Origin of the sequence: Micromonospora carbonacea, from assembly GCF_014205165.1 — a bacterium.
Classification (GTDB): domain Bacteria; phylum Actinomycetota; class Actinomycetes; order Mycobacteriales; family Micromonosporaceae; genus Micromonospora; species Micromonospora carbonacea.
This window is the reverse complement of record NZ_JACHMZ010000001.1, coordinates 6,136,870-6,156,143: the sequence shown is the minus strand read 5'-3', so window position 1 is coordinate 6,156,143 and position 19,274 is coordinate 6,136,870. Positions and strand designations below refer to the sequence as shown.

Below are 19,274 nucleotides of genomic sequence, written 5' to 3'. Positions count from 1 at the left end.
GAGCTTGCCCAGTGGTCCGCCGACTGGGAACGGATTCCGGGCGCTTACGTCAGGGTTTGTGGTTGTTTGCCCCGCCCGCCGTAATCAGAATCACCGGTCGCCGGGCGGGCCGGTGAGCCGGCGGCGCAGCGAGACGGTCGCCAGCGCGAGCGCCAGCACCACCAGCAGCACCGAGATCACGATCAGGGCGACCGCGCCGCGCTGCGCCGAGCTGAGCCCGCCGTCGGGGTGCCGCCCGGCCCCCGCGGCGGTGAGCACCCCCTGGGATCCGGCCGGGGCGGGCGTCGCGGCCGGGGTGGCCATCGCGGCCGCCGCGGTGATCCGGAAGCTCATCTGCACCTGCCGGGCCAGCCCGCTGCGCGGATCGAGGCGGCCGACCACGGCGCCGGACAGCGGCGCGTCGCGTTGCGCCTCGGCGGTCGCGCTGACCGTGAGCCGCAGGGTGGCGGCCCCGCCGGCCCGCACCGCGCCGACGTCGCACCTGGTGCGGGTGGCGCTCAGCGCGGCACAGAAGGCCGGCGGGGCCGGGACCGTGACGCCGTCGGGCAGGACCACGTCGATCCGCCCGTCCGCGTCGACCTCTCCGGTGTTGCTCAGCCGGACGCCCAGCTCGCTGGCGCTCCCGCTGATGTCGAACGCGACCCCGTCGGCCCGCAGCGCGATGCCCGGCACCGGCGGGCCCGGCGGGAAGAGCACCGCGAATCCCTCGTTGTCGTCGACCGCCCCGGCCACCCCCGGGGCGGTGGCGCTCACCCGCACCGCGCCGCTGAGCGGCATCCGTCGCCACGCGTCGCCGTCGACCCGCACCGAGAGCAGCGCGCTGAACCGCGCGCCGGCCGCCGCCGTCCACGCCCCGCAGAGGTGCCCGCCGCCGTCGGTCGGCGCGCAACCGGCGGTGCCCGCGTCGGTCAGCCCGGCCGGCAGGGTGTACGAGAGCCGGACCTGCTCCGCGACGTCGCCCGTGTTGGCCACGGTGATCCGCAGCGTGGTCGTGGTGTCGGCCGCGTTCCAGTACGCGTCGGTCAGCACGACGTCGTCGGTGCCCACCCACACGCCGAGGCGGCCCGACACCGGCGCGTCCGGGCCGGGGGCCGACGTGCGTGCCGGCGGGGTGGTGGTCGGGGCCGGCGGCCCGGCGGTGGTCGGGGGCGCGGCCGTGGTGGCGGGCGGGCCGGCGGGCTCGGCGGGCGTGCTGGGCGGCGGCCCGGTGGGCGTGGGGGCCGGGGCGGTGGTCTCCGGCGGGGGCAGGGTCGGCGGCGCCTCGGTGGGCGACGGCTCGGCGGGCGTCGGCTCGACCGGTGGGGTCTCCTCGCCGGGGTCGCCGGCCGGTCCCGCCGGAGGGTCCGCCGACGCGGCGGCCGCCCGGGCCGGCGTCGGCGCGGCCGTGGCCCCGCCGGGCGGCCCCGCCGCCGAGACGAGCAGCCCGACCGCCACGGACGCGGCGAGCAGCGCCGCCCGGCGTCGGTCGGCTGCCCGCCGAACGGGGCGTACGTCCACGCGGGCCACTCCTCCGCCGACAGTCGGTGACGGTTCAATGGTCGGTAACAGTTGCCCGGCGGCACTAGTCTCGCTGGGAAACAGTTTCGTAACGTGCTCCGGTACCGGCACGGTAGGCTGACCCACCGTGACCGGTTACCTGGGCTCGTACGCGACGCTCGGGCTCCTGCTGCTCGCCGCCGCCCTCTTCTTCGTCGTGGCGTTCGCCGCGAACCGGGTGCTGCGTCCCGCCCGCCCGGCGGACCCGCCCGGCAAGCGGGCCGGCTACGAGTGCGGCCTCGACCCGGTGGGCGGCGACTGGGCCCAGATGCAGATCCGCTACTACGTGTACGCCTACCTCTACGTGCTGTTCGCGGTCGAGGCGGTCTTCCTCTTCCCGTGGGCGGTGGTCTTCGACCGGCCCGGCTTCGGGCTCGTCACGGTCGCCGAGATGGGCGTCTTCGTGGGCGTGCTGGCGCTGGGCATCCTCTACGCCTGGCGCAAGAACATCCTCCGCTGGACCTGAGCGCCGACGCCCGGTCGGGGCCGGCGGTCCTGCCGGGGCCGGCGGGGCACCGGGGGTCGACGGTCAGGCCAGCCCGCGCCGGGTGACGGCCGGCGGGCGGTCGCCCCGGATCGACGCCACCATGTCCAGCACCCGCCGGGTCGGCCCCACCTGGTGGGCACGGAACACCCGCGCGCCCAGCCAGGCCGACAGCGCGGTCGCCGCGAGGGTCCCCTCCAGCCGCTCGGCCACGGGCAGGTCCAGCGTCTCGCCGATGAAGTCCTTGTTGGACAGGGCCACCAGCAGCGGCCAGCCCGTGCCGGAGAGCTCGTCGAGCCGACGGGTGATCTCCAGGGAGTGCCGGGTGTTCTTGCCGAAGTCGTGCGCCGGGTCGATGAGGACGCCGTCGGGGCGTACCCCCAGGGCGACCGCGCGCTCGGCGAGGCCGGTGACCGTCGCGACCACGTCGGCCACCACGTCGGCGAAGGCCGCCCGGTGCGGGCGGGTGCGCGGCTCCAGCCCGCCCGCGTGCGAGCAGACCAGCCCGGCCCCGGTCTCGGCGGCGACCCGGGCGAGCGCCGGGTCCGCCCCCGACCAGGTGTCGTTGAGCAGGTCCGCGCCGGCCGCGACCGCCTCCACCGCGACCTCGGCCCGCCAGGTGTCGATGGAGATGACCACGTCCGGGAAGGCGGCCCGCACGGCGGAGATCGTGTCCACCGTGCGGCGGATCTCCTCGGCCACGTCCACCTCGTCGCCGGGGCCGGCCTTGACCCCGCCGATGTCGATGATCTCCGCGCCCTCGGCCACCGCCCGCTCCACCGCGCGCAGCGCGCTGTCCTGTGCGAAGGTCGCCCCCCGGTCGAAGAACGAGTCGGGCGTGCGGTTGACGATGGCCATCACCACCAGCTCGCCCGGCGCGAAGGTCCGGCTGCCGAGCCGAAGCGCCCCGGCCATGTCGCCTCCCGATCTCCCGCGGCCGCCGATCCGTCGCGGCCACCGGTCTCCGCGGCCGCCGATTCCGCGGCCGCCGGTCCTCCGTAGCCGGCCGGGCGACCCGGCCGCCCCCCGACGCTAGCGGGTCGTCCGGTGATCCTTCCTGGCGGTACGACGGCACAGATCCGCACCGATCTGTGGGAGGACCGCCCGGCGGGGTCGCTCCGGGCCCGTTCGCGTGCCACGATCTCTTGCATGGGTCAGGTGCTGCTCACGCTGGTCGTCGCGCTCACCGTCGCGGCAGTGGTCTTCGGGGCGACGGTGCTGGTCACCGGTCGCGATCCCGGCCTCGCGCCGGTCGAGCCGGACGGGCGGGCCGTCCCGCTGCCGGTCAGCCGGCCGCTGCGGGAGTCCGACGTGGGGGGCGTCCGTTTCGACACGGCGCCGCGCGGGTACCGGATGTCCCAGGTCGACCAGGCGCTGCGCCGGGCGGCCTACGACATCGGGTACAAGTCCGAGCTGATCGGCGTGCTGGAGGCGGAGGTCACCGCGTTGCGCGAGGGACGGGTCGCCGACGCCGACGCGCTGCGGCACACCCGCGAGCAGGCCGCCGCTGCCGCCGCCGAGCAGGCCGCGGGGGCCGACGCCCCCATCGCGGCTGCTGCCCCCACCGGCGCGGACACCACCGGTGCCGCCGCCCCGGCCACCGTCCCCGCCACCGGAGCCGACCTCACGGTGACCGCCGCCGCCCCCGAGGCCGGCGACCGCGAGGCGACCGACCACCCCGTCCGGTCGGAGCCGGCGTGACCGGCTCGGCGGACGCCGAGGGCCTCCGCGAGGCGGCCCAGCCCGGCGCGGGCGAGGTCACCGCCACGGTGATCGTCAACGCCCCGGCCGAGCGGGTGTTCGCCGGGCTGCTGGCCTGGGAACGACAGTCCGACTGGATCCCGTTCACCACCGTCCGGGTCGTCGAGGGCGACGGCGGCGAGGGCAGCCTCGTGGAGGCGGTCACCTCGCTCGGGCCGGCGGTGCTGCGCGACGAGATGCGGGTGGTCCGGGTCGACGCGCCGTACGAGATCGGCGTGGTGCACTGCGGCCGCCTGCTGCGCGGCCCCGGCGTGCTGCGCTGCACCCAGATCGAGGGCGGGCGCACCCAGGTCGTCTGGCACGAGTGGTTCCACGTGCCGGGCGGCGCGGCCGGGCGGGTGGCGTGGCCGGTGCTCTGGCCCGGGTCCAAGGTCAGCCTCACCCAGGCGTTGAAGAAGTTCGGCCGGCTGGTCGAGCAGGGCTGCCTGCCCTGACGACCGCCACCGCGCCGCCCGGTGCGGGCGGGTCCGGGTCGGGTGCGGCCGGGGCGTTACCGCCAGGTCGCCGACCTGGCGGGGTCCCGAGGGGGCGGATACCGCCACCACGCCCGGGCGCCCTTGCCCGGCCGGCGGCTGCGGCTAACGTGTGGGCCGTGACTGACCTGGTGATCGGCGCGGACGGACTGGCCCGCTGCGCCTGGGGGGCGAGCACCCCGGACTACCTCCCCTACCACGACCGGGAGTGGGGGCGGCCCCTGCGCGGCGACGACGCGCTCTACGAGCGGATGACCCTGGAGGCGTTCCAGTCGGGCCTGTCCTGGCTGACCATCCTGCGCAAGCGCCCCGCGTTCCGGCTGGCCTTCGACGACTTCCGCATCGAGGCGGTGGCGGCCTACGGCGACGCCGACGTGACCCGGCTGCTGGCCGACGCCGGCATCGTGCGCAACCGGGCCAAGATCGAGGCGGCCGTCGCCAACGCCCGGGCCGCCCTGGAGCTGCCCGAGGGGCTCTCCGCGCTGCTCTGGTCCCACGCGCCGGCGCCCCGGGCCGCCCGGCTGGCCTCGTTCGCCGACGTGCCGGCGCTCACCCCCGAGTCGACCGCGCTGGCCAAGGCGCTGAAGAAGCGCGGGTTCCGGTTCGTCGGCCCCACCACCGCCTACGCGCTCATGCAGGCCACCGGCATGGTCGACGACCACCTGGCCGGCTGCCACGTCACCGGCCCGTCGCCGGCGTGATGGGATCGACCCCATGACCGACACCGACGACCGCCCCGACAGCACGGTCCCCGTCCGGCCCGACGGCGGGCGGGGCGTCACCGCCTGGGCCGTGCTCCTCCCGCCGGGCCGCTACGACGCCGAGCGGCTCGTCCACCACGACACGCTGGAGCTGACCGGGCTGACCGCCGTCGGCACGGCTGACGATCCCGCCGGGGCCACCGTCACCACTGCCGCCGGGGCCGGGGGCGCCGCCGCCGGTCCCCGGCCGGGCGACCCCGTGGCCGTGCTGACCGAGGGCCCGCTGCGGCTGGTGGCCCTGGGCCGGGTCGCCCGGGCGACCGCCGAGCGCCGGGAGGACCCGGACGACCCGCAGTCCGACCCGGCGTCCGGCGCGTTCGTGGTCGCGTACACCCGGCGGGTCTTCGACGAGCCGGTGCCGGCCGACGGGCTGGCGCTCGACGGGCCGGTCAGCGCGCTGCCCGCCGACGCCTACCGGGCGCTGGTCGCACGGCTCGGCCCGCCGCCGGCCCGCCGGTCCTGGCTGGTCAGCCTGGACCTCCCGATCGAGGCGGCCACCCCGGCGGAGGCCGTCCGGCTGTTCTGGTCCTACGTGCGTGACCTGGGGCCCCGCGAGCTGCCGGCCTTCGTCTCGCCGTCCGGCGACGAGCTGGCGATGCAGGCGTTCGTGCTGGGGGCCGAGGCCAACCAGGACCCGGAGGAGGACTGACCCGCGCCGGTCACCAGACGGCGCCCAGGCGGCCCGACCAGCCGTCCAGCACCTCGGCCGGGTCGGTGTGCAGCACCTGCGCCAGGAGCGCCGCGTAGACGTCCCGGAAGTCGGTGGTGAACTTCAGGTCGCCGTCGTCGAGCTCGGTCAGGCTCGGCGGCTCGCCGTGCAGCCCGCCGCGCACCCCCGCCCCGAGCAGCAGCACGTCGGACGCCGTGCCGTGGTCGGTGCCGTCGGAGGCGTTGGCATGCACCCGGCGGCCGAACTCGGAGTAGACCGCCACCACCACCCGCCGCCCGGCCTCGCTGCGGGCCATCCGCTCGGCGAAGCCGGTCAGCGCCCGGTCCACCTGGCCGAGCAGCACCTCCTGGAGCTGCCGCTCGTCGGCGTGCGTGTCGAAGCCGCCGAGGGAGACCGAGAAGACCCGGGTGGTCACGCCGGCCTCCACGCACCGGGCCACGAGGTCGAGCTGCGCCTCCAGCGGCGTCCGCGCGCCCCCGGTGGCGGTGGCCGGGGCCTGCTCGCCGTCCGGGTCGTCCTCGGCCGCGCCGGTCGTGTCGCGTACCCCCTGGATCAGCTCGTCGACCGAACGCAGGTCCGCGAAGCAGGCGGCGGCGCGGGCCCGCGCCACGGACTCGCCGGGCTGGGCGGCGGCGAGGGCGGCCAGCGCCGGCTCCGGCAGGCCCCGCGCGGCCCCGCGGTCGGTCACCGGCACCGAGGCGCCCGCGCTGCGGGCCCCCGCGAGCAGGGGCGGCAGCGCCGGCTCGAACGACACCGCGAGCCGGGGGTCCCCGCCGGCCCGGTCGAGCCAGCGGCCCAGCCAGCCCGTGCTGCCGGGCCGCTCCGGCTCGGCCGTGTGCCAGATGTCCATCGACCGGAAGTGGCTGCGGTCCGGCTTCGGGTAGCCGACGCCCCGGACGACGGCGAGCCGGCCGGCGGCGTACAGGCCGTGCAGGCCGGCCAGCGCCGGGTTCAGCCCGACGGCATCGTCGAGCCGCTTCACCTCCTCCGCCCGGTAGGCCAGCTCCGGGCGGGCGGCGGCGTAGGCCGGGTCGGCGTACGGGACGACGGTGTTCAGCCCGTCGTTGCCCCCGTACAGGGTGACCAGCACCAGGGTGCGGGCGTCCGGGTCGGCGTCCCCGGCGGTGGCGAGCAGGTCGTCGAGCGTGTACGCGGTGGCGCCGGCCGCCAGGGCGGTCGCGCCGACCACCCCGCTGGCGACGAGGAAGCGGCGTCGGGTGAGCCTGTCCATCGTCTCGTCTCCTCCCGCTCAGCTGACGGTGTACTCGGGGCTGACCAGCCCGGCGGCCAGGAGCTTGCGCGGCTGGCCGGCCAGCGGGTCCAGGGCGGCCCGCGTGCGTGCGCTCCACGCGTCGACGACGAGCAGCCGGGCCAGGGCATCGGGCCGGCCGGCGGCCGGCGCGGCGGCCAGCCGGTCCAGCACGGTGGGCGCGGCGACGCCGGCCAGCAGGTCGGCCAGCCGCAGCCGGGCCTGCAACGACGAGGTGGTCAGCCAGGCCACGCCGGCCGGCCAGCCACCCACACTGGGCGGGCGCAGCGGCACCTGGTCCAGCGCGGTGAGGCCGGCGAGGAGCTGCCGCCGCCGCTGCTCGGACAGGCGGGACGGCCGGACGCCGAGCTGGCGCAGCGCGCCGACGGCCCACTCGACCGGCTGCTTCACCAGCGTGCCGGCGGTCCGCCCGAACTCGCCGGCGGTGAGCACGGCGCGCAGCGTGGCGAGGGTGTCCGGGCCGGCGAGCCCGGCCGGGGCGGGCGTCTCCGGGCCGGCGTACCGGAACCAGAGCCGACGGGCGACGAACTCCCGGGCGGCCGGCTGCCCGGCGAGCAGCGCGGCGAACCCGGCGGCGTCGAACGGGCCGGTGCGACCCAGGATCGTCTTCGCGCCGGCGTCGTGCCGGCGCGGCTCGAACCGGGCCGCCCCGGTGCGCCGGTCCACCACCCAGCCGGTGAGCGCCCGCGCGCCGGCCTTCACGTCGGCCTCGGCGTAGTTGCCGACGCCGAGGGTGAACAGCTCCATCAGTTCCCGGGCCAGGTTCTCGTTCGGTGCGGCCCGGGTGTTCTTCTGCCCGTCGAGCCAGAGGATCAGGGCCGGATCGCGCACCATCGCCTCGACCAGTGGGCCGAGCGGTCCCCGGCCGTGCCGGCGCAGGGTGGCGAGCTGGCCGAGCATCAGCGGCGCGGAGCGCACCTTGCGGACGCTGGTCGCCCAGTGACCGTGCCAGAAGAACAGCAGCTTCTCGCCCAGCCCGTCGTCGGCGGCGACCATCCGGTCGAGCCACCACCCGGTGACGCGCAGCACCTGCTCCCGCCGCCGCTCGTTGGCCTGCTGCCGCTGCTCACGGCTCGACTGCCGGGTGATCCCGGCGTGCGGGTCGGCACCGAGCGCCGGGGGCGGTGTCGCCGCCGCCCCCCGGTCCGGGCCCGGGGGGTCGAGCAGGGCGTCGAGCGTCGCCGCGAGGCCGGCCCGCTCGGCGGCGTCCACCTCGTCGGCGGTCGGCCCGAAGGTCGCCCGCCGCAGCAGGTGCGCCACCGCTTCCCGATCAGCCATGACACCGACCGTACGGAGCCGGTGTTCGAGAACGGTAAGGACGAGGTCCGGGCAGCGTTCAGCGGCCCTCGAAGACCGGCGGCTGCTTGTTGACGAAGGACAGGGTGGCGGCGCGGTGGTCGGCGGTGCCCCCGCAGATCGACTGGGCCTGCGCCTCGGCGGCCAGGGCGTCGGCGAGGGTGCCGGCGTCGGCGATGGAGAGCTGCCGCTTGATCGCCCCGTAGGCGACGGTCGGGCCGGCGGCGAGCCGGGCGGCCAGCTCCTGAGCGGCCGGCAGCACCTGCTCGTCGTCGTCGACCAGGCGGGTCAGCAGGCCCAGCCGGCTGGCCTCGTCGGCGGCGACCGGCTCGGCGAGCATCAGCAGCTCGACGGCCTTGGCGTGACCGACCAGCCGGGGCAGGGTCCAGGAGGCGCCGGTGTCGGCGGCGAGCCCCACCCCGGCGAAGGCCATCAGGAACCGGGTCTTCGGCCCACCGATGCGGAAGTCGGCCAGGAAGGCCAGCGACGCCCCGGCCCCGGCGGCCATCCCCCGCACGGCGGCCACCACGGGCTTCGGCAGGTTGGCCAGCCGGGCGGCGATCGGGTTGTAGTGGGCCCGGACGGTGTCCACCGGGTTCACGCCCGGCGACTCCAGGACCTGCACGTGCTCGCGCAGGTCCTGGCCGGCGCTGAACGAGCCGCCCGCACCGGCCAGCACCACGGCCCGGCAGGACCGGTCGGACTCCAGCTCGGCCAGGGCGTCCCGGAGCGCCTCCTTGAGCGCCACGTCGAGCGCGTTCATCGCCGTCGGTCGGTTGAGGGTCAGGGTGACGACGGCGTCGGTGCGGTCGACGAGCAGCGGCTCGGTCACGTCTTGACGACCCTTCTCTCACGGTTGGTGGCGTCGAGGCACTGCTCGACGTACCGGTCGGCGGCCGGCCGCAGCCGGGTGGCGTGCCGGTCGAAGAAACTGGCCGCGGCGGTGCCGGGCCAGCGCTCGGGCAGCAGCGCCGGTGGGAGCTGCGGGTCCCGGAACAGGAAGGTACGCCATGCGTGCACGAGCCGGAACCGGGCCGCGTACGCCTCCTCGTCGTCGCTGCGCACCGTGACCGCGGCCAGCAGGGGGCGCTGCTCGGCGACGAACTGCTCGTAGGCGTGCCCGATCTCGGTGAGGTCCCAGGCCCGGCGGACCACGCCCATCGCGCCCGGGGTGCCGGCGGTGTGCGCGGCGGTGAACCGCTCGTACCGCACGCCGGCCTCGTCGAGCAGGACGTCGACGTCCTCCGCCGGCCGGGTGGCCACCCAGGTCTGCTCGTCGAGGGAGCCGTAGCCGAGGAAGCTGAGGTTGGCGGCGAGCCGCTGCCGTTCCCGGCGGGAGGCGGGGCTGTCCAGGACGAGCATGTCGAACCGTCCGTCCCAGCTGACCCGGCCTGTCCGGTAGATCCGGGCGGCCGCCTCGTCGAGTCGCCGCGCGGCTTTCGGTGTGATCGAATAGCCCGGCCCCGAGGCCAGCCGGAGGGGGTCGAGCCAGCCCTGGCGAACCATCCGGCTGACCGCCGTGCGCACCGCCGGCGGGGCGATCCCGAGCGGTGCGAGCAACCTGACCAGGGCGGCGACCGGTGCGCGGCCGCCCCGGGGTCGGAGGTGGTCGCCGTACAGGTCGAAGAGTGCCGACCGTGCCTGCATGACCGCACATTGTGACAGGCCTTCTCAAGATAAGCTAGGTCCTGTTACATCAATGCCTCTTCGGTTTGGGTCCGGCGGTGTTCATCAGGGAAAATCGTTGGTCGACCCCGCCGTGCACGTCGCGGTGGGTGATGGCGAAGAGGCTGTGGGGCAACCCACCGACCCTGTTGCAGGTCTGAGGGGAGACGACATGGCGGCGATGAAGCCGCGGACGGGCGACGGTCCGCTGGAAGTCACCAAGGAGGGCCGGGGCATCGTCATGCGGGTCCCGCTGGAGGGTGGTGGCCGGCTCGTCGTCGAGATGACTCCCGACGAGGCCAACGCGCTCGGTGACGCACTGAAGGCAGCCGCCGGCTGACCGAGGCACGGTCCGGGCGGCGGTTGCCGCGCGGGCGGTTCACACCTCCCTGAGCCACCGGCCCCGCCGGTGGCTCAGGGCTTCGCCCTGGGCCCGGTCGCGTCCGGGCCCTCTTCCGACCCATCTGGAGGTCGTTCCAGCGTGCTTGCCATCCGTCTGGTGGGTGGGCCCGAGCGGCCCGACGCCCTGGCCCTGCCCATCCGACCCGCCGGGGTGGCCGGGGACGGGGCGGCGCGGGCCGTGCTGCTGCCCGGCCTGCCGGCGCTCGCCGACGACGTGCTGGCCGAGGCCGCCGCCCTGGTCCCGGCGGCCCGGGCCACCGGGCGGGCCGGCGAGGCGCACGTCCACCTGCGGCCGGGCCGGGTCCCGGCGCGGCTGCTGCTGGTCGGGGCCGGCGCCGGCGACGGCGACGAGGCCGGATGGCGGGCGGCGGGGGCGGCGCTGGCCCGCGCCGCGTCCGGTGAGACACATCTCACGATCATGATGCCGGTCGATGCCGCGCCCGACGCGGTGCGCGGCCTCGTCGAGGGGCTGCTGCTGGCGTCCTACCGCTTCCGGCTCACCGAGGCCGGCGAGACGCCGGCGCTGAGCGGCGTCGACGTCGCCGTCGGCGACCCCGCCGCCTACGCGGACGCGGTCGAACGGGCCGAGGTGACCGCCCGGATGACCCGCCTGGCCCGGGACCTGACCAACACCCCGTCCTCGGTGAAGGACCCGCAGTGGTTCGCCGAGCAGGTCGAGGCCGCCGCGGCCGGCCGCCCCGACCTGCGCCTGCGGGTCCGGCAGCCAGACGAACTGGCCGCCGAGGGATTCGGCGGCATCCTCGCCGTCGGCGGCGGCTCCGCCAGCGGCCCGCGCCTGGTCGAGCTGGACTGGCACCCCGCCGACGCGCGCACCCACGTCGTCCTGGTCGGCAAGGGGATCACCTTCGACACGGGCGGCATCTCCATCAAGCCGGTGCCCGCCATGAAGCTGATGCGCAAGGACATGGCCGGCGCCGCCGCCGTCGTGGCCGCCACGCTGGGCGCGGCGGCGCTGCGGCTGCCGGTCCGGATCACCACCCTGACGCCGCTGGCGGAGAACGCGGTCAGCGGGTCGGCGTTCCGCCCCGGCGACGTGATCACCCACTACGGCGGCGTGACCAGCGAGACCACCAACTCCGACGCCGAGGGGCGGCTGGTGCTCGCCGACGCGCTGGCGTACGCCGTCGCCGAGCTCAAGCCCGACCTGCTGATCGACCTGGCGACCCTGACCGGGGCGAACATGGTGGCGCTCGGCAAGCGCACCGGCGCGCTCTACTCCGACAACGACGAGCTGGCCGCCGACGTGCTGGCCGCGATCGACGCGGCGGGGGAGTCGGCCTGGCGGATGCCGCTGCCGGCCGACTACGTCGAATACCTGGGCAGCGACGTGGCGGACCTCTACAGCGCCCCGAACCAGGGCGGCGGGTCGGTGCTGGCCGCGCTCTACCTGCGTGAGTTCACCGGCGACCTGCGGCAGCGCTGGCTGCACGTCGACATGTCCGCGCCCTCGTGGGCCGACGGCGACGCCGCCGAGCTGACCCGGGGCGCCACCGGCTGGGGGGTGCGCGGCCTGCTGCGCTGGCTGGCCACCCTCGGGTGACGTGCGCCTCCCCGGCGGCGGGGGCGGCTCAGGGCCTCCCGCGGCGGGCGGCGAGCCTCAGCACTTCACGGCGGCGAGCAGGCCGTGGCCGACGGGGAGCAGGGCCGGCGTCCAGTCCTCGGACTCCCGGAGCGCCTTGATCGTCTCCCGGGTGGTCACCGTCTCCACGTCCCGGGCCGCCGGGTCGGCGATCCGCCCGTCGGCCAGCGTGCCGTGCAGCGCGAGCACCCCGCCGCGGCGCAGCAGCCGCAGCGCCGCGGCCACGCAGGAACTGAAGTTGGTGGCCTCGGTGTCGACGAAGACCATGTCGTACGCGCCGTCGGCGAGCCGGGGCAGCACGTCCAGGGCCCGGCCGGTGATGATGCGGGTGCGCCCCGCGGGGAAGCCCGCCTCGGTGAAGATCCGACGGGCGATCCGCTGGTGCTCCACCTCGACGTCGATGGTGGTGAGGACGCCGTCGGCGCGCATGCCCCGCAGCAGCCACACGCCGCTCACGCCGGTGCCGGTGCCGATCTCCACCACCGCCCGCGCGCTCCCGGCGGCGGCCAGCAGCCGCAGCGCCGCCCCCGTGCCCGGGGTCACCGCGTCGAGGCCCACCTCGCGGGCGAGGCTGCGGGCGGTCCGCAGCACGAGGTCCTCGGTGACGTACGACTCGGCGAACTGCGACGCCGGGGTCGTCGAGCTGCCGGAACTGGCGGCCGTGGCGATGGGACACCTCCGTCGGGGGCGGGTTGGCGGTATGAGCCTAGAGGCGGGGCCGAACGGACGCAGCCGCGAGTCCGGTGCCCGACGATCACGGTGGAACCTGCCCGATCGGGCGGTTCCCACCGGGCGGTCACGCACCGCAACCACTGACTGCACTCGCGGCATTCGTGTAATCCTGGATGCGGTATCCCCGTCGTCGGACCGGTCAGCCCTGCCGGTCCGGAGCGAGGGGCCGGGGACGACTGGGAGGCACCGACGTGACCGACGGCTGGGACTGGCGCCAGCCTGGGGGAGCTCCGACCCCGGCGGCACCGCCGGGGGCCGGTGCGCCGCCGGCCGGACCGCCGACGACGCCCGACGGCGTCCACCGGGGCGCCCCGGCCTCGCCCTGGTGGTCCGACGCGCTCGCCGACCCGTGGCGCGACCCGTACGCCCCGGCGGCCGTGGTGGTGCCCGGCCCCGTTGACGGCGCCGCGGAGCCGGAGCCGGTCGTCGACCCGGACGCACCGCGCCGGCCGACGCTGCGCCAGCTGCTGCTCATCCCGCTGGTCACCGCGCTGCTCGCCGGGACCCTCGGCGGTGCCCTGGGGTACGCCTTCGCGGTGCGTGGCGGCGCGGCCGGCGGCCCGGTGCTCGGCGCAGGTCCCGCCGAGGCCCCGGCGCTGGCCCAGCGCAAGCCGGAGTCGCTGGCCGGGGTCGCCGAGCGGGTCCTGCCCAGCGTGGTCACCGTCCGGGTGGCCGGCATGGGCGGGACGAGCGAGGGTTCCGGCTTCATCGTCAGCGCCGACGGCTACGTGATCACCAACGACCACGTCGTCGCCGGGGGCACCGGCAAGGCGTCGGTGGTGTTCAACGACGGCAGCACCGCCGCCGCCAGCGTCGTCGGGCAGGACCCGGAGTCCGACATCGCGGTGATCAAGGTGTCCTCCGTCACGGGCCTGCGACCGGTGGAGTTCGGCGACTCCGACGCCCTCGCGGTCGGCGACCCGGTGCTGGCCATCGGCTCGCCGCTGTCCCTGGCCAACACGGTGACCGCCGGCATCGTGAGCGCCCTGGACCGGACGATGCAGGCGGGCGACCCGGGCGGGCCGACCCGCTACTACGCGGCCATCCAGACCGACGCCGCGGTCAACCACGGCAACTCCGGCGGCCCGCTGGTGGACTCGGCCGGCCGGGTGATCGGGGTGAACTCGACGATCAAGTCGCTCGTCGCCGACGGGCAGGAGGCCGGCAACATCGGGCTCGCCTTCGCCATCCCGATCAACCAGGCGAAGCGGGTCACCCAGGACATCATCGGCACCGGCAAGGCCCGCCGTACGGTGATCGGCGCCCAGGTCGGCGGCAGCGGCGCGGCCAGCGGCGGCACCGGCGGCGTACGCCTGGCGTCGGTGGAGCCGGCGGGCCCGGCGGCCGCGGCGGGGCTGCGGGCGGGGGACGTGATCCTGCGGCTCGCCGGCCGCCCCATGACGGACCCGACCGACCTGATCGCCCTGGTGCGCAAGTTCGCCCCGGGGTCCGTGGTGACGGTGGAGTACCGGCGCGGGTCGAGCCGGCAGAACGCCTCGGTGACGCTCGCCGCGGACGCCAAGTGAGAGTCGACAGCCGACCGGCCCCTCCCCGAGGGGCCGTCACCTGCGTACGCTTGGCCTGATGCCGACGAGGAGGCCCAGCAGTGTTCGAGAACCTCAACTGGTGGGAGATCGCCGCGCTGCTGCTCCTGGCGCTGCTGATCTTCGGTGACCGGCTGCCCAACGTGATCAGCGACGGGCTGCGCATGGTCCGCAACCTGCGTGCCATGGCCCGCAACGCGACCGGCGACCTGAGCCGCGAGCTGGGCACCGACATCCAGCTGGAGGACCTGCACCCGAAGGCGTTCATCCGCAAGCACCTGCTCAGCGAGGAGGACGAGCAGGCGATCCGGAAGCCGCTGCAGGGCGTCTACGACAGCCTCCGCGCGGACGTCACCGGCGTGCACGAGGACCTGAAGGACGTGGCCAAGGCGGTCGACCTGCGGTCGAACAGCACCAGCGGCGCGGTCACGGCCACCTCCGGCGGCGCGGCGACGGCACCGGCCCCCCGCACGGCCAGCTACGACGACGCCACCTGAGCCACGCCCTCGTCGCCGCCGGCCCCGTCCGCCCGGCCCGTCCGCCGGTCCGGGGCGCGTCCGCCGGCCCCGGGGCGACCGATGCGCGCGTCGGCCCCTAGGGAGCTGAGTCGGATACGACATCGCCCCCCGCCCGGGCTCCCAGCTGAGCAGGACCGGGGTGAGCGTGTCGCGTCCCGCCGGCCGGCGCGACCGCCGGGGCAGCCGACCCGTCGGGCAACCCACGCCGCCCCGGCGAGATCGACTGATGTCGTATTCGACTCAGCTCCCTAGCCGCCGCGAGGGGAGTCGCCCGCGGGGAGGGCCCGGGGCCTGACCCGCTGCCCGCGCGTGACCGGCCCGCGCGTGACCGGCCCGCGCGTGACCGGCCCGCGCGTGACCGGCCCGCGCGTGACCGGCCCGCGCGTGACCGGCCCAGCCGCACCAGCCCGGGCCGGCGCCAGCGGTCAGCCGGCAGCGGTCAGCGGGCGGCGGTCAGCGGGCGGCGGGCTTGAGGCCGAGGGGCTTGCCGAGCAGCGACTCCCGCCGCACCGCGAGCCGGTCGGCGACCTGGCCGAGGGCCTTCGCGGCCGGCGACTCCGGCTCGGCGAGCACGATCGGGTTGCCGGCATCGCCGGCCTCCCGGACCCGGGTGTCCAGCGGGATCTGCCCGAGCAGCGGCACCTGCGCCCCGATCGTCCGGGTCAGCGACTCGGCGACGGTCGCGCCGCCGCCGGCACCGAAGACCTCCATCCGGGAGCCGTCGGGCAGCTCCAGCCACGACATGTTCTCGATCACGCCGACCACCCGCTGATGGGTCTGGAGCGCGATCGCGCCGGCCCGCTCGGCCACCTCGGCGGCGGCGGCCTGCGGCGTGGTGACCACCAGGATCTCGGCGTTCGGCAGCAGCTGGGCCAGCGAGATGGCCACGTCGCCGGTGCCCGGGGGCAGGTCGAGCAGGAGCACGTCCAGGTCGCCCCAGTAGACGTCGGCGAGGAACTGCTGCAACGCCCGGTGCAGCATCGGGCCGCGCCACACCACGGCCGCGTTGCCCGAGGTGAACATGCCGATCGAGATCACCTTCACGCCGTGTGCCTGCGGCGGCATGATCAGATCCTCCACCCGGGTCGGGCGGCCGTCCGCGCCGAGCATCCGGGGCACCGAGTGGCCGTAGATGTCCGCGTCGACGACGCCGACGCTCAGGCCCCGGGCGGCCAGCGCGGCGGCCAGGTTCACCGTGACGCTGGACTTGCCGACGCCGCCCTTGCCGCTGGCGACCGCGTAGACGCGGGTGCGGGAGCCGGGCTGGGCGAACGGGATCACCGGCTCCTCGGTGGCGGAGCCGCCGCGCAGCTTCGCTTGGAGGCCCTGGCGCTGCTCGGGGCTCATCACCCCGAACTCGATCTCCACGCCGGTCACCCCGGGCACCGCGCCGACGGCGGCGGTGATGTCGGCGCGCAGCTTGTCCTTGAGCGGGCAGCCGGCCACGGTGAGCAGCAGCTCGACCCGGACCACACCGTCGTCGCCGACCCGGGCGGAGCGGACCATGCCGAGATCGGTGATCGGCCGGCGGATCTCCGGGTCGTCGACGGTGGCCAGGGCGGCCTGGACGGCGTCCTCGACGGTGCTGACGGGTGCTGACATGCCCGCAATGCTACGTCGGGGGCGATAGGTGCCGGCCGTCGGCGGGCCCCGGTGTGAGCGAATCGATGGCCCGCCCGGCCTGGTCAGCGCGCCCACCCGCCCCGGCCGACCCGCCCGGCCGGCGGTCAGCGGGCGTCGGTCGACCCCTCCGGGCGGGCGCCCCGGGCGAAGTCGCCGTCCAGCTCGTCGAGGGGCTCGTCGAGCTGCGCCGTGCCCCCGCGCGGCGGCGGGCGCTCGTGCGACGGGCGTTCCTGCTGCCGGCGCTCCAGCCGCTGCCGGCGCTGGGCGGCCTCGTCCAGCTCCTCGGCCAGCCGGGCCAGCTCCGACCGGAGGAAGTCCCGGGTCGCCACCTCGCCGAGCGCGATCCGCAGCGCCGCGACCTCCCGGGCCAGGTACTCGGTGTCCGCCTTCTGCATCGTCGCGCGCCGCCGGTCCTCCTCCAGCGCCACCCGGTCCCGGTCCGTCTGCCGGTTCTGCGCGAGCAGGATCAGCGGGGCCGCGTAGGACGCCTGGAGGGAGAGCACCAGGGTCAGGAACGTGAAGGTGTACGGGTCGAAGCGCAGGTCCGCCGGGGCGAGGGTGTTCCAGCCGAACCAGGCGGCGATCACCACCGTCATGTAGACGATGAAGTTCGCCGTGCCCATGCCCCGGGCGATCCCCTCGGACCACCGGCCGAACGCCTCCGGGTCGAACCGGGGCAGCTTCACGCCCCGGGGCTCGCGCGGCTGGTCGAGCCGCTCGGCCCGTCGCTGCTCACTCATCGACGCCGTCCAGCCCCTCGTGCACGGGTGCGGGTGCGGTCGGGGCGTCCCGGTCCCGCCAGTCGCGCGGCAGCGAGTGGTCCAGCACGTCGTCGACGGTCACCGCGCCGACGAGCCGGTTGTTGCGGTCCACCACCGGCATGGCGACCAGGTCGTACGTGGCCATCCGGCGGGTGATCTCGGGCAGCGGGGTGGCCGGGCGCAGTGGGTCGATGTCGTTGACCACCACCCCGCCGAGCAGGTCGGCCGGTGGCTCCCGCAGCAGCCGCTGGAAGTGGACCATGCCCAGGTAGCGGCCGGTCGGGGTGGTCAGCGGCGCGCGGGTCACGAAGACCTGCGCGGCCACCGCGGGGGAGAGCTGCTCCTCCCGGATCCGGGCCAGCGCCTCGGCGACCGTGGCGTCCGGGGGGAGGATCACCGGCTCCGAGGTCATCACGCTGCCCGCCGTGCCCGACGAGTATTTCAGCAGCTGGCGGACCGGGTCGGCCTCGCCCGGCTCCATCAGGTCCAGCAGCACGTCCTGCTCGGTCGGGGGCAGCTCGTTGAGCAGGTCGGCGGCATCGTCGGGGTCCATCTCCTCCAGCACGTCCGCGGCCCGTTCCCGGTCCAGCGCGGCGAGGATCTCCACCTGGTCGTGCTCGGGCAGCTCGCTGAGCACGTCGGCCAGCCGCTCGTCGTCCAGCGCCGCCGCCACCTCGTTGCGCCGGGTGTCCGGCAGGTCCTGGAGGGCGTTGGCCAGGTCGGCGGGACGCATGTCCTCCAGGACGGCGAGCAGGTTCGCCGTGCCCCGGTTCTCGCCGATGCCACTGAGGCCGCGCACCCGGTCCCACTCGACCTGGTGCAGGTGGCCGCGGCGGGTGAGCCGACCGGTGTGCTCGCGGACGGCGACGCGGGTCAGCGACCACTCGCCGCCCCGGCTGCGCTCCATCGCCACGTCGACCACCGAGCCGGGCTGGCCGCCCGGGTCGAGCTGCACGCGCCGGTCCAGCAGCTCCTGGAGCACCAGCAGCTCGTTGGGGCGCTTCTCGAACCGGCGCAGGTTGAGCGTCCCGCTGCCGAGCACCACCGCGTCGGCGTCGATGGTGGTGATCCGGTTGATGGACAGGAAGATCCGCCGGCGCATCGGCATCTCGGCGACCAGGCCCACCACCTCCGGCGGGCGCTGGGTGGGCCGGAGCCGGGCCACCGCGTCGCGTACCCGGCCCACCTGGTCGCCGTTGGGGTCGAAGACGGCGACTCCGGCGAGTCGGGCGATGTAGACCCGGTTCGGCGTGCTCACGGGCACCAGCCTAAGCGCCTACTGTTTATCAACATGTCGACCTTGGCCTACGAGATCGTGGACGTCTTCACCGACCGCCCGTTCGCCGGCAACCCGCTCGCCGTGGTGTTCGGCGCCGAGGGGCTGGCCACCGAACAGATGCAGGCGCTCGCGTTGGAGTTCAACCTGTCCGAGACGGTGTTCGTGCTGCCGCCCACCCAGGTCGGGACCACCTACCGGGCACGGATCTTCACGCCCACCGACGAGCTGCCGTTCGCCGGCCACCCCAGCGTCGGCGCGGCGGTCACCGCGAGCCGCCGGGGCCTGTTCGGCGTGGGGCAGATCACTCAGGAGTGCGGGGCCGGGGTGCTGCCGATCGAGGTGACCGCGTACGGCGCGACGCTCACCGGTGGCGTGCCGACGCTCGGCCCCGAGCTGGACCTGGAGCCACTGCTGGAGATGGTCGGCCTCACCGCCGCCGACCACGCCGGGCCGCCGCCCCGGGTCGCCGGGTGCGGGCTGGAGTTCCCGTACCTGCCGGTGTGGCCGGACGCGGTGGCCCGCGCCCGGGTCGACCCGGTGGCGGCGGAGCGGTACGGCCTCGAACATGTCAGCGTCTTCTCCTGGGACGCCGACGCGCAAACCGCGCACGCCCGGGTCTTCGTCCCGGGACGCGGCGTGCCGGAGGATCCGGCGACGGGCTCGGCCGCCCTCGGGCTCGGCGTGTGGCTGGTCGCCAGCGGGCTGCTCCCCGGGGAGGGGCGCTCCGCCTACACCGTCCGGCAGGGCGCCGAGCTGCGCCGGCCGTCCGTGCTGGCCTGCACGGTCACCGCGGCCGGCGGTGCGGCGGTCGGGGCGACGGTGCGCGGCGACGTGATGCCGGTGGCGCGCGGCGAGATCGCCGTCCCGCCCTTCGTCGGCTGAGGTGCAAGGAAGGGCCC

At 76.1% G+C, this 19,274-nt stretch carries 20 protein-coding genes; 10 read left to right on the top strand and 10 right to left on the bottom strand.

Translation table 11 applies throughout. From position 1 onward, the window contains the following. Positions 1–90: 90 nt before the first annotated feature. Complete coding sequence (locus tag HDA31_RS25645; RefSeq protein ID WP_178063258.1) at positions 91–1,497, bottom strand: hypothetical protein; 1,407 nt, start codon at positions 1,495–1,497, stop codon at positions 91–93. Positions 1,498–1,624: 127 nt separating this feature from the next. On the opposite strand from HDA31_RS25645, the gene HDA31_RS25640 reads away from it, so the two are divergent. Further along, complete coding sequence (locus HDA31_RS25640; RefSeq protein ID WP_043961720.1) at positions 1,625–2,002, top strand: NADH-quinone oxidoreductase subunit A; 378 nt, start codon at positions 1,625–1,627, stop codon at positions 2,000–2,002. A 63-nt stretch (positions 2,003–2,065) separates the two neighbouring features. On the opposite strand, the gene folP is transcribed toward HDA31_RS25640, so the two are convergent. Beyond that, positions 2,066–2,935, bottom strand: coding sequence for a dihydropteroate synthase (gene folP, locus HDA31_RS25635; RefSeq protein ID WP_074477037.1), 870 nt, complete (start codon positions 2,933–2,935; stop codon positions 2,066–2,068). A 234-nt stretch (positions 2,936–3,169) separates the two neighbouring features. Here folP and HDA31_RS25630 point away from each other — a divergent pair, with 234 nt between their 5' ends. From HDA31_RS25630 to HDA31_RS25615, 4 genes are all read left to right on the top strand, one after another. After that, positions 3,170–3,721: a DivIVA domain-containing protein gene (locus HDA31_RS25630; protein WP_178063259.1), complete on the top strand. Its 552-nt coding sequence runs from the start codon at positions 3,170–3,172 to the stop codon at positions 3,719–3,721. Beyond that, the gene (locus HDA31_RS25625) at positions 3,718–4,215 is read left to right on the top strand and encodes an SRPBCC family protein (protein ID WP_178063260.1); all 498 of its coding nucleotides are present in this window, start codon (positions 3,718–3,720) and stop codon (positions 4,213–4,215) included. Before HDA31_RS25630 ends, HDA31_RS25625 begins: the two co-directional genes overlap by 4 nt. 158 nt (positions 4,216–4,373) lie before the next feature. Next, on the top strand, positions 4,374–4,955 hold the full coding sequence (locus HDA31_RS25620) for a DNA-3-methyladenine glycosylase I (RefSeq protein ID WP_178063261.1): 582 nt from the start codon (positions 4,374–4,376) through the stop codon (positions 4,953–4,955). A 13-nt stretch (positions 4,956–4,968) separates the two neighbouring features. After that, positions 4,969–5,664 carry a hypothetical protein gene (locus HDA31_RS25615; RefSeq protein WP_178063262.1) on the top strand — a complete coding sequence of 232 codons (696 nt, stop codon included), beginning with the start codon at positions 4,969–4,971 and terminating at the stop codon, positions 5,662–5,664. 10 nt (positions 5,665–5,674) lie between these two features. On the opposite strand, the gene HDA31_RS25610 is transcribed toward HDA31_RS25615, so the two are convergent. The 4 genes from HDA31_RS25610 to HDA31_RS25595 are packed head-to-tail and all read right to left on the bottom strand — an operon-like array spanning position 5,675 to position 9,898. Then, positions 5,675–6,916 (bottom strand): DUF1501 domain-containing protein, encoded by a 1,242-nt coding sequence (locus tag HDA31_RS25610; protein ID WP_178063263.1) that lies wholly within the window; start codon positions 6,914–6,916, stop codon positions 5,675–5,677. An 18-nt stretch (positions 6,917–6,934) separates the two neighbouring features. Continuing rightward, positions 6,935–8,233 carry a DUF1800 domain-containing protein gene (locus HDA31_RS25605; RefSeq protein WP_074477042.1) on the bottom strand — a complete coding sequence of 433 codons (1,299 nt, stop codon included), beginning with the start codon at positions 8,231–8,233 and terminating at the stop codon, positions 6,935–6,937. 58 nt (positions 8,234–8,291) lie between these two features. Beyond that, on the bottom strand, positions 8,292–9,083 hold the full coding sequence (locus HDA31_RS25600; protein ID WP_178063264.1) for an enoyl-CoA hydratase/isomerase family protein: 792 nt from the start codon (positions 9,081–9,083) through the stop codon (positions 8,292–8,294). Further along, the gene (locus HDA31_RS25595; RefSeq protein ID WP_178063265.1) at positions 9,080–9,898 is read right to left on the bottom strand and encodes a PaaX family transcriptional regulator; all 819 of its coding nucleotides are present in this window, start codon (positions 9,896–9,898) and stop codon (positions 9,080–9,082) included. The genes HDA31_RS25600 and HDA31_RS25595 overlap by 4 nt, the downstream gene beginning before the upstream one ends. Before the next feature lie 190 nt (positions 9,899–10,088). Here HDA31_RS25595 and HDA31_RS25590 point away from each other — a divergent pair, with 190 nt between their 5' ends. Continuing rightward, positions 10,089–10,256 (top strand): DUF3117 domain-containing protein, encoded by a 168-nt coding sequence (locus HDA31_RS25590; RefSeq protein ID WP_007455245.1) that lies wholly within the window; start codon positions 10,089–10,091, stop codon positions 10,254–10,256. A 141-nt stretch (positions 10,257–10,397) separates the two neighbouring features. Then, the gene (locus HDA31_RS25585) at positions 10,398–11,879 is read left to right on the top strand and encodes a leucyl aminopeptidase family protein (RefSeq protein WP_178063266.1); all 1,482 of its coding nucleotides are present in this window, start codon (positions 10,398–10,400) and stop codon (positions 11,877–11,879) included. A gap of 57 nt (positions 11,880–11,936) precedes the next feature. Here HDA31_RS25585 and HDA31_RS25580 read toward each other — a convergent pair whose 3' ends face one another. Beyond that, entirely contained in the window at positions 11,937–12,587 is a 651-nt protein-coding gene (locus HDA31_RS25580) for an O-methyltransferase (protein ID WP_219825077.1), read from the bottom strand. A 254-nt stretch (positions 12,588–12,841) separates the two neighbouring features. Between HDA31_RS25580 and HDA31_RS25575 the strand changes: the two genes are divergently transcribed. Beyond that, positions 12,842–14,176 (top strand): S1C family serine protease, encoded by a 1,335-nt coding sequence (locus HDA31_RS25575; RefSeq protein WP_376701413.1) that lies wholly within the window; start codon positions 12,842–12,844, stop codon positions 14,174–14,176. 80 nt (positions 14,177–14,256) lie between these two features. After that, positions 14,257–14,691, top strand: coding sequence for a twin-arginine translocase TatA/TatE family subunit (locus tag HDA31_RS25570; RefSeq protein WP_074477048.1), 435 nt, complete (start codon positions 14,257–14,259; stop codon positions 14,689–14,691). Between the two features lie 474 nt (positions 14,692–15,165). On the opposite strand, the gene HDA31_RS25565 is transcribed toward HDA31_RS25570, so the two are convergent. The 3 genes from HDA31_RS25565 to HDA31_RS25555 form a co-directional block, all read right to left on the bottom strand. Beyond that, positions 15,166–16,314, bottom strand: a complete 1,149-nt coding sequence (locus tag HDA31_RS25565) for an Mrp/NBP35 family ATP-binding protein (RefSeq protein WP_074477049.1) — start codon at positions 16,312–16,314, stop codon at positions 15,166–15,168. A gap of 125 nt (positions 16,315–16,439) precedes the next feature. Continuing rightward, positions 16,440–17,075, bottom strand: a complete 636-nt coding sequence (locus tag HDA31_RS25560) for a DUF1003 domain-containing protein (protein WP_074477050.1) — start codon at positions 17,073–17,075, stop codon at positions 16,440–16,442. Then, positions 17,068–18,354 (bottom strand): magnesium transporter MgtE N-terminal domain-containing protein, encoded by a 1,287-nt coding sequence (locus tag HDA31_RS25555; RefSeq protein WP_178063267.1) that lies wholly within the window; start codon positions 18,352–18,354, stop codon positions 17,068–17,070. Before HDA31_RS25555 ends, HDA31_RS25560 begins: the two co-directional genes overlap by 8 nt. A 33-nt stretch (positions 18,355–18,387) precedes the next feature. Between HDA31_RS25555 and HDA31_RS25550 the strand changes: the two genes are divergently transcribed. Next, entirely contained in the window at positions 18,388–19,257 is an 870-nt protein-coding gene (locus HDA31_RS25550; RefSeq protein ID WP_074477051.1) for a PhzF family protein, read from the top strand. Positions 19,258–19,274: the final 17 nt, after the last annotated feature.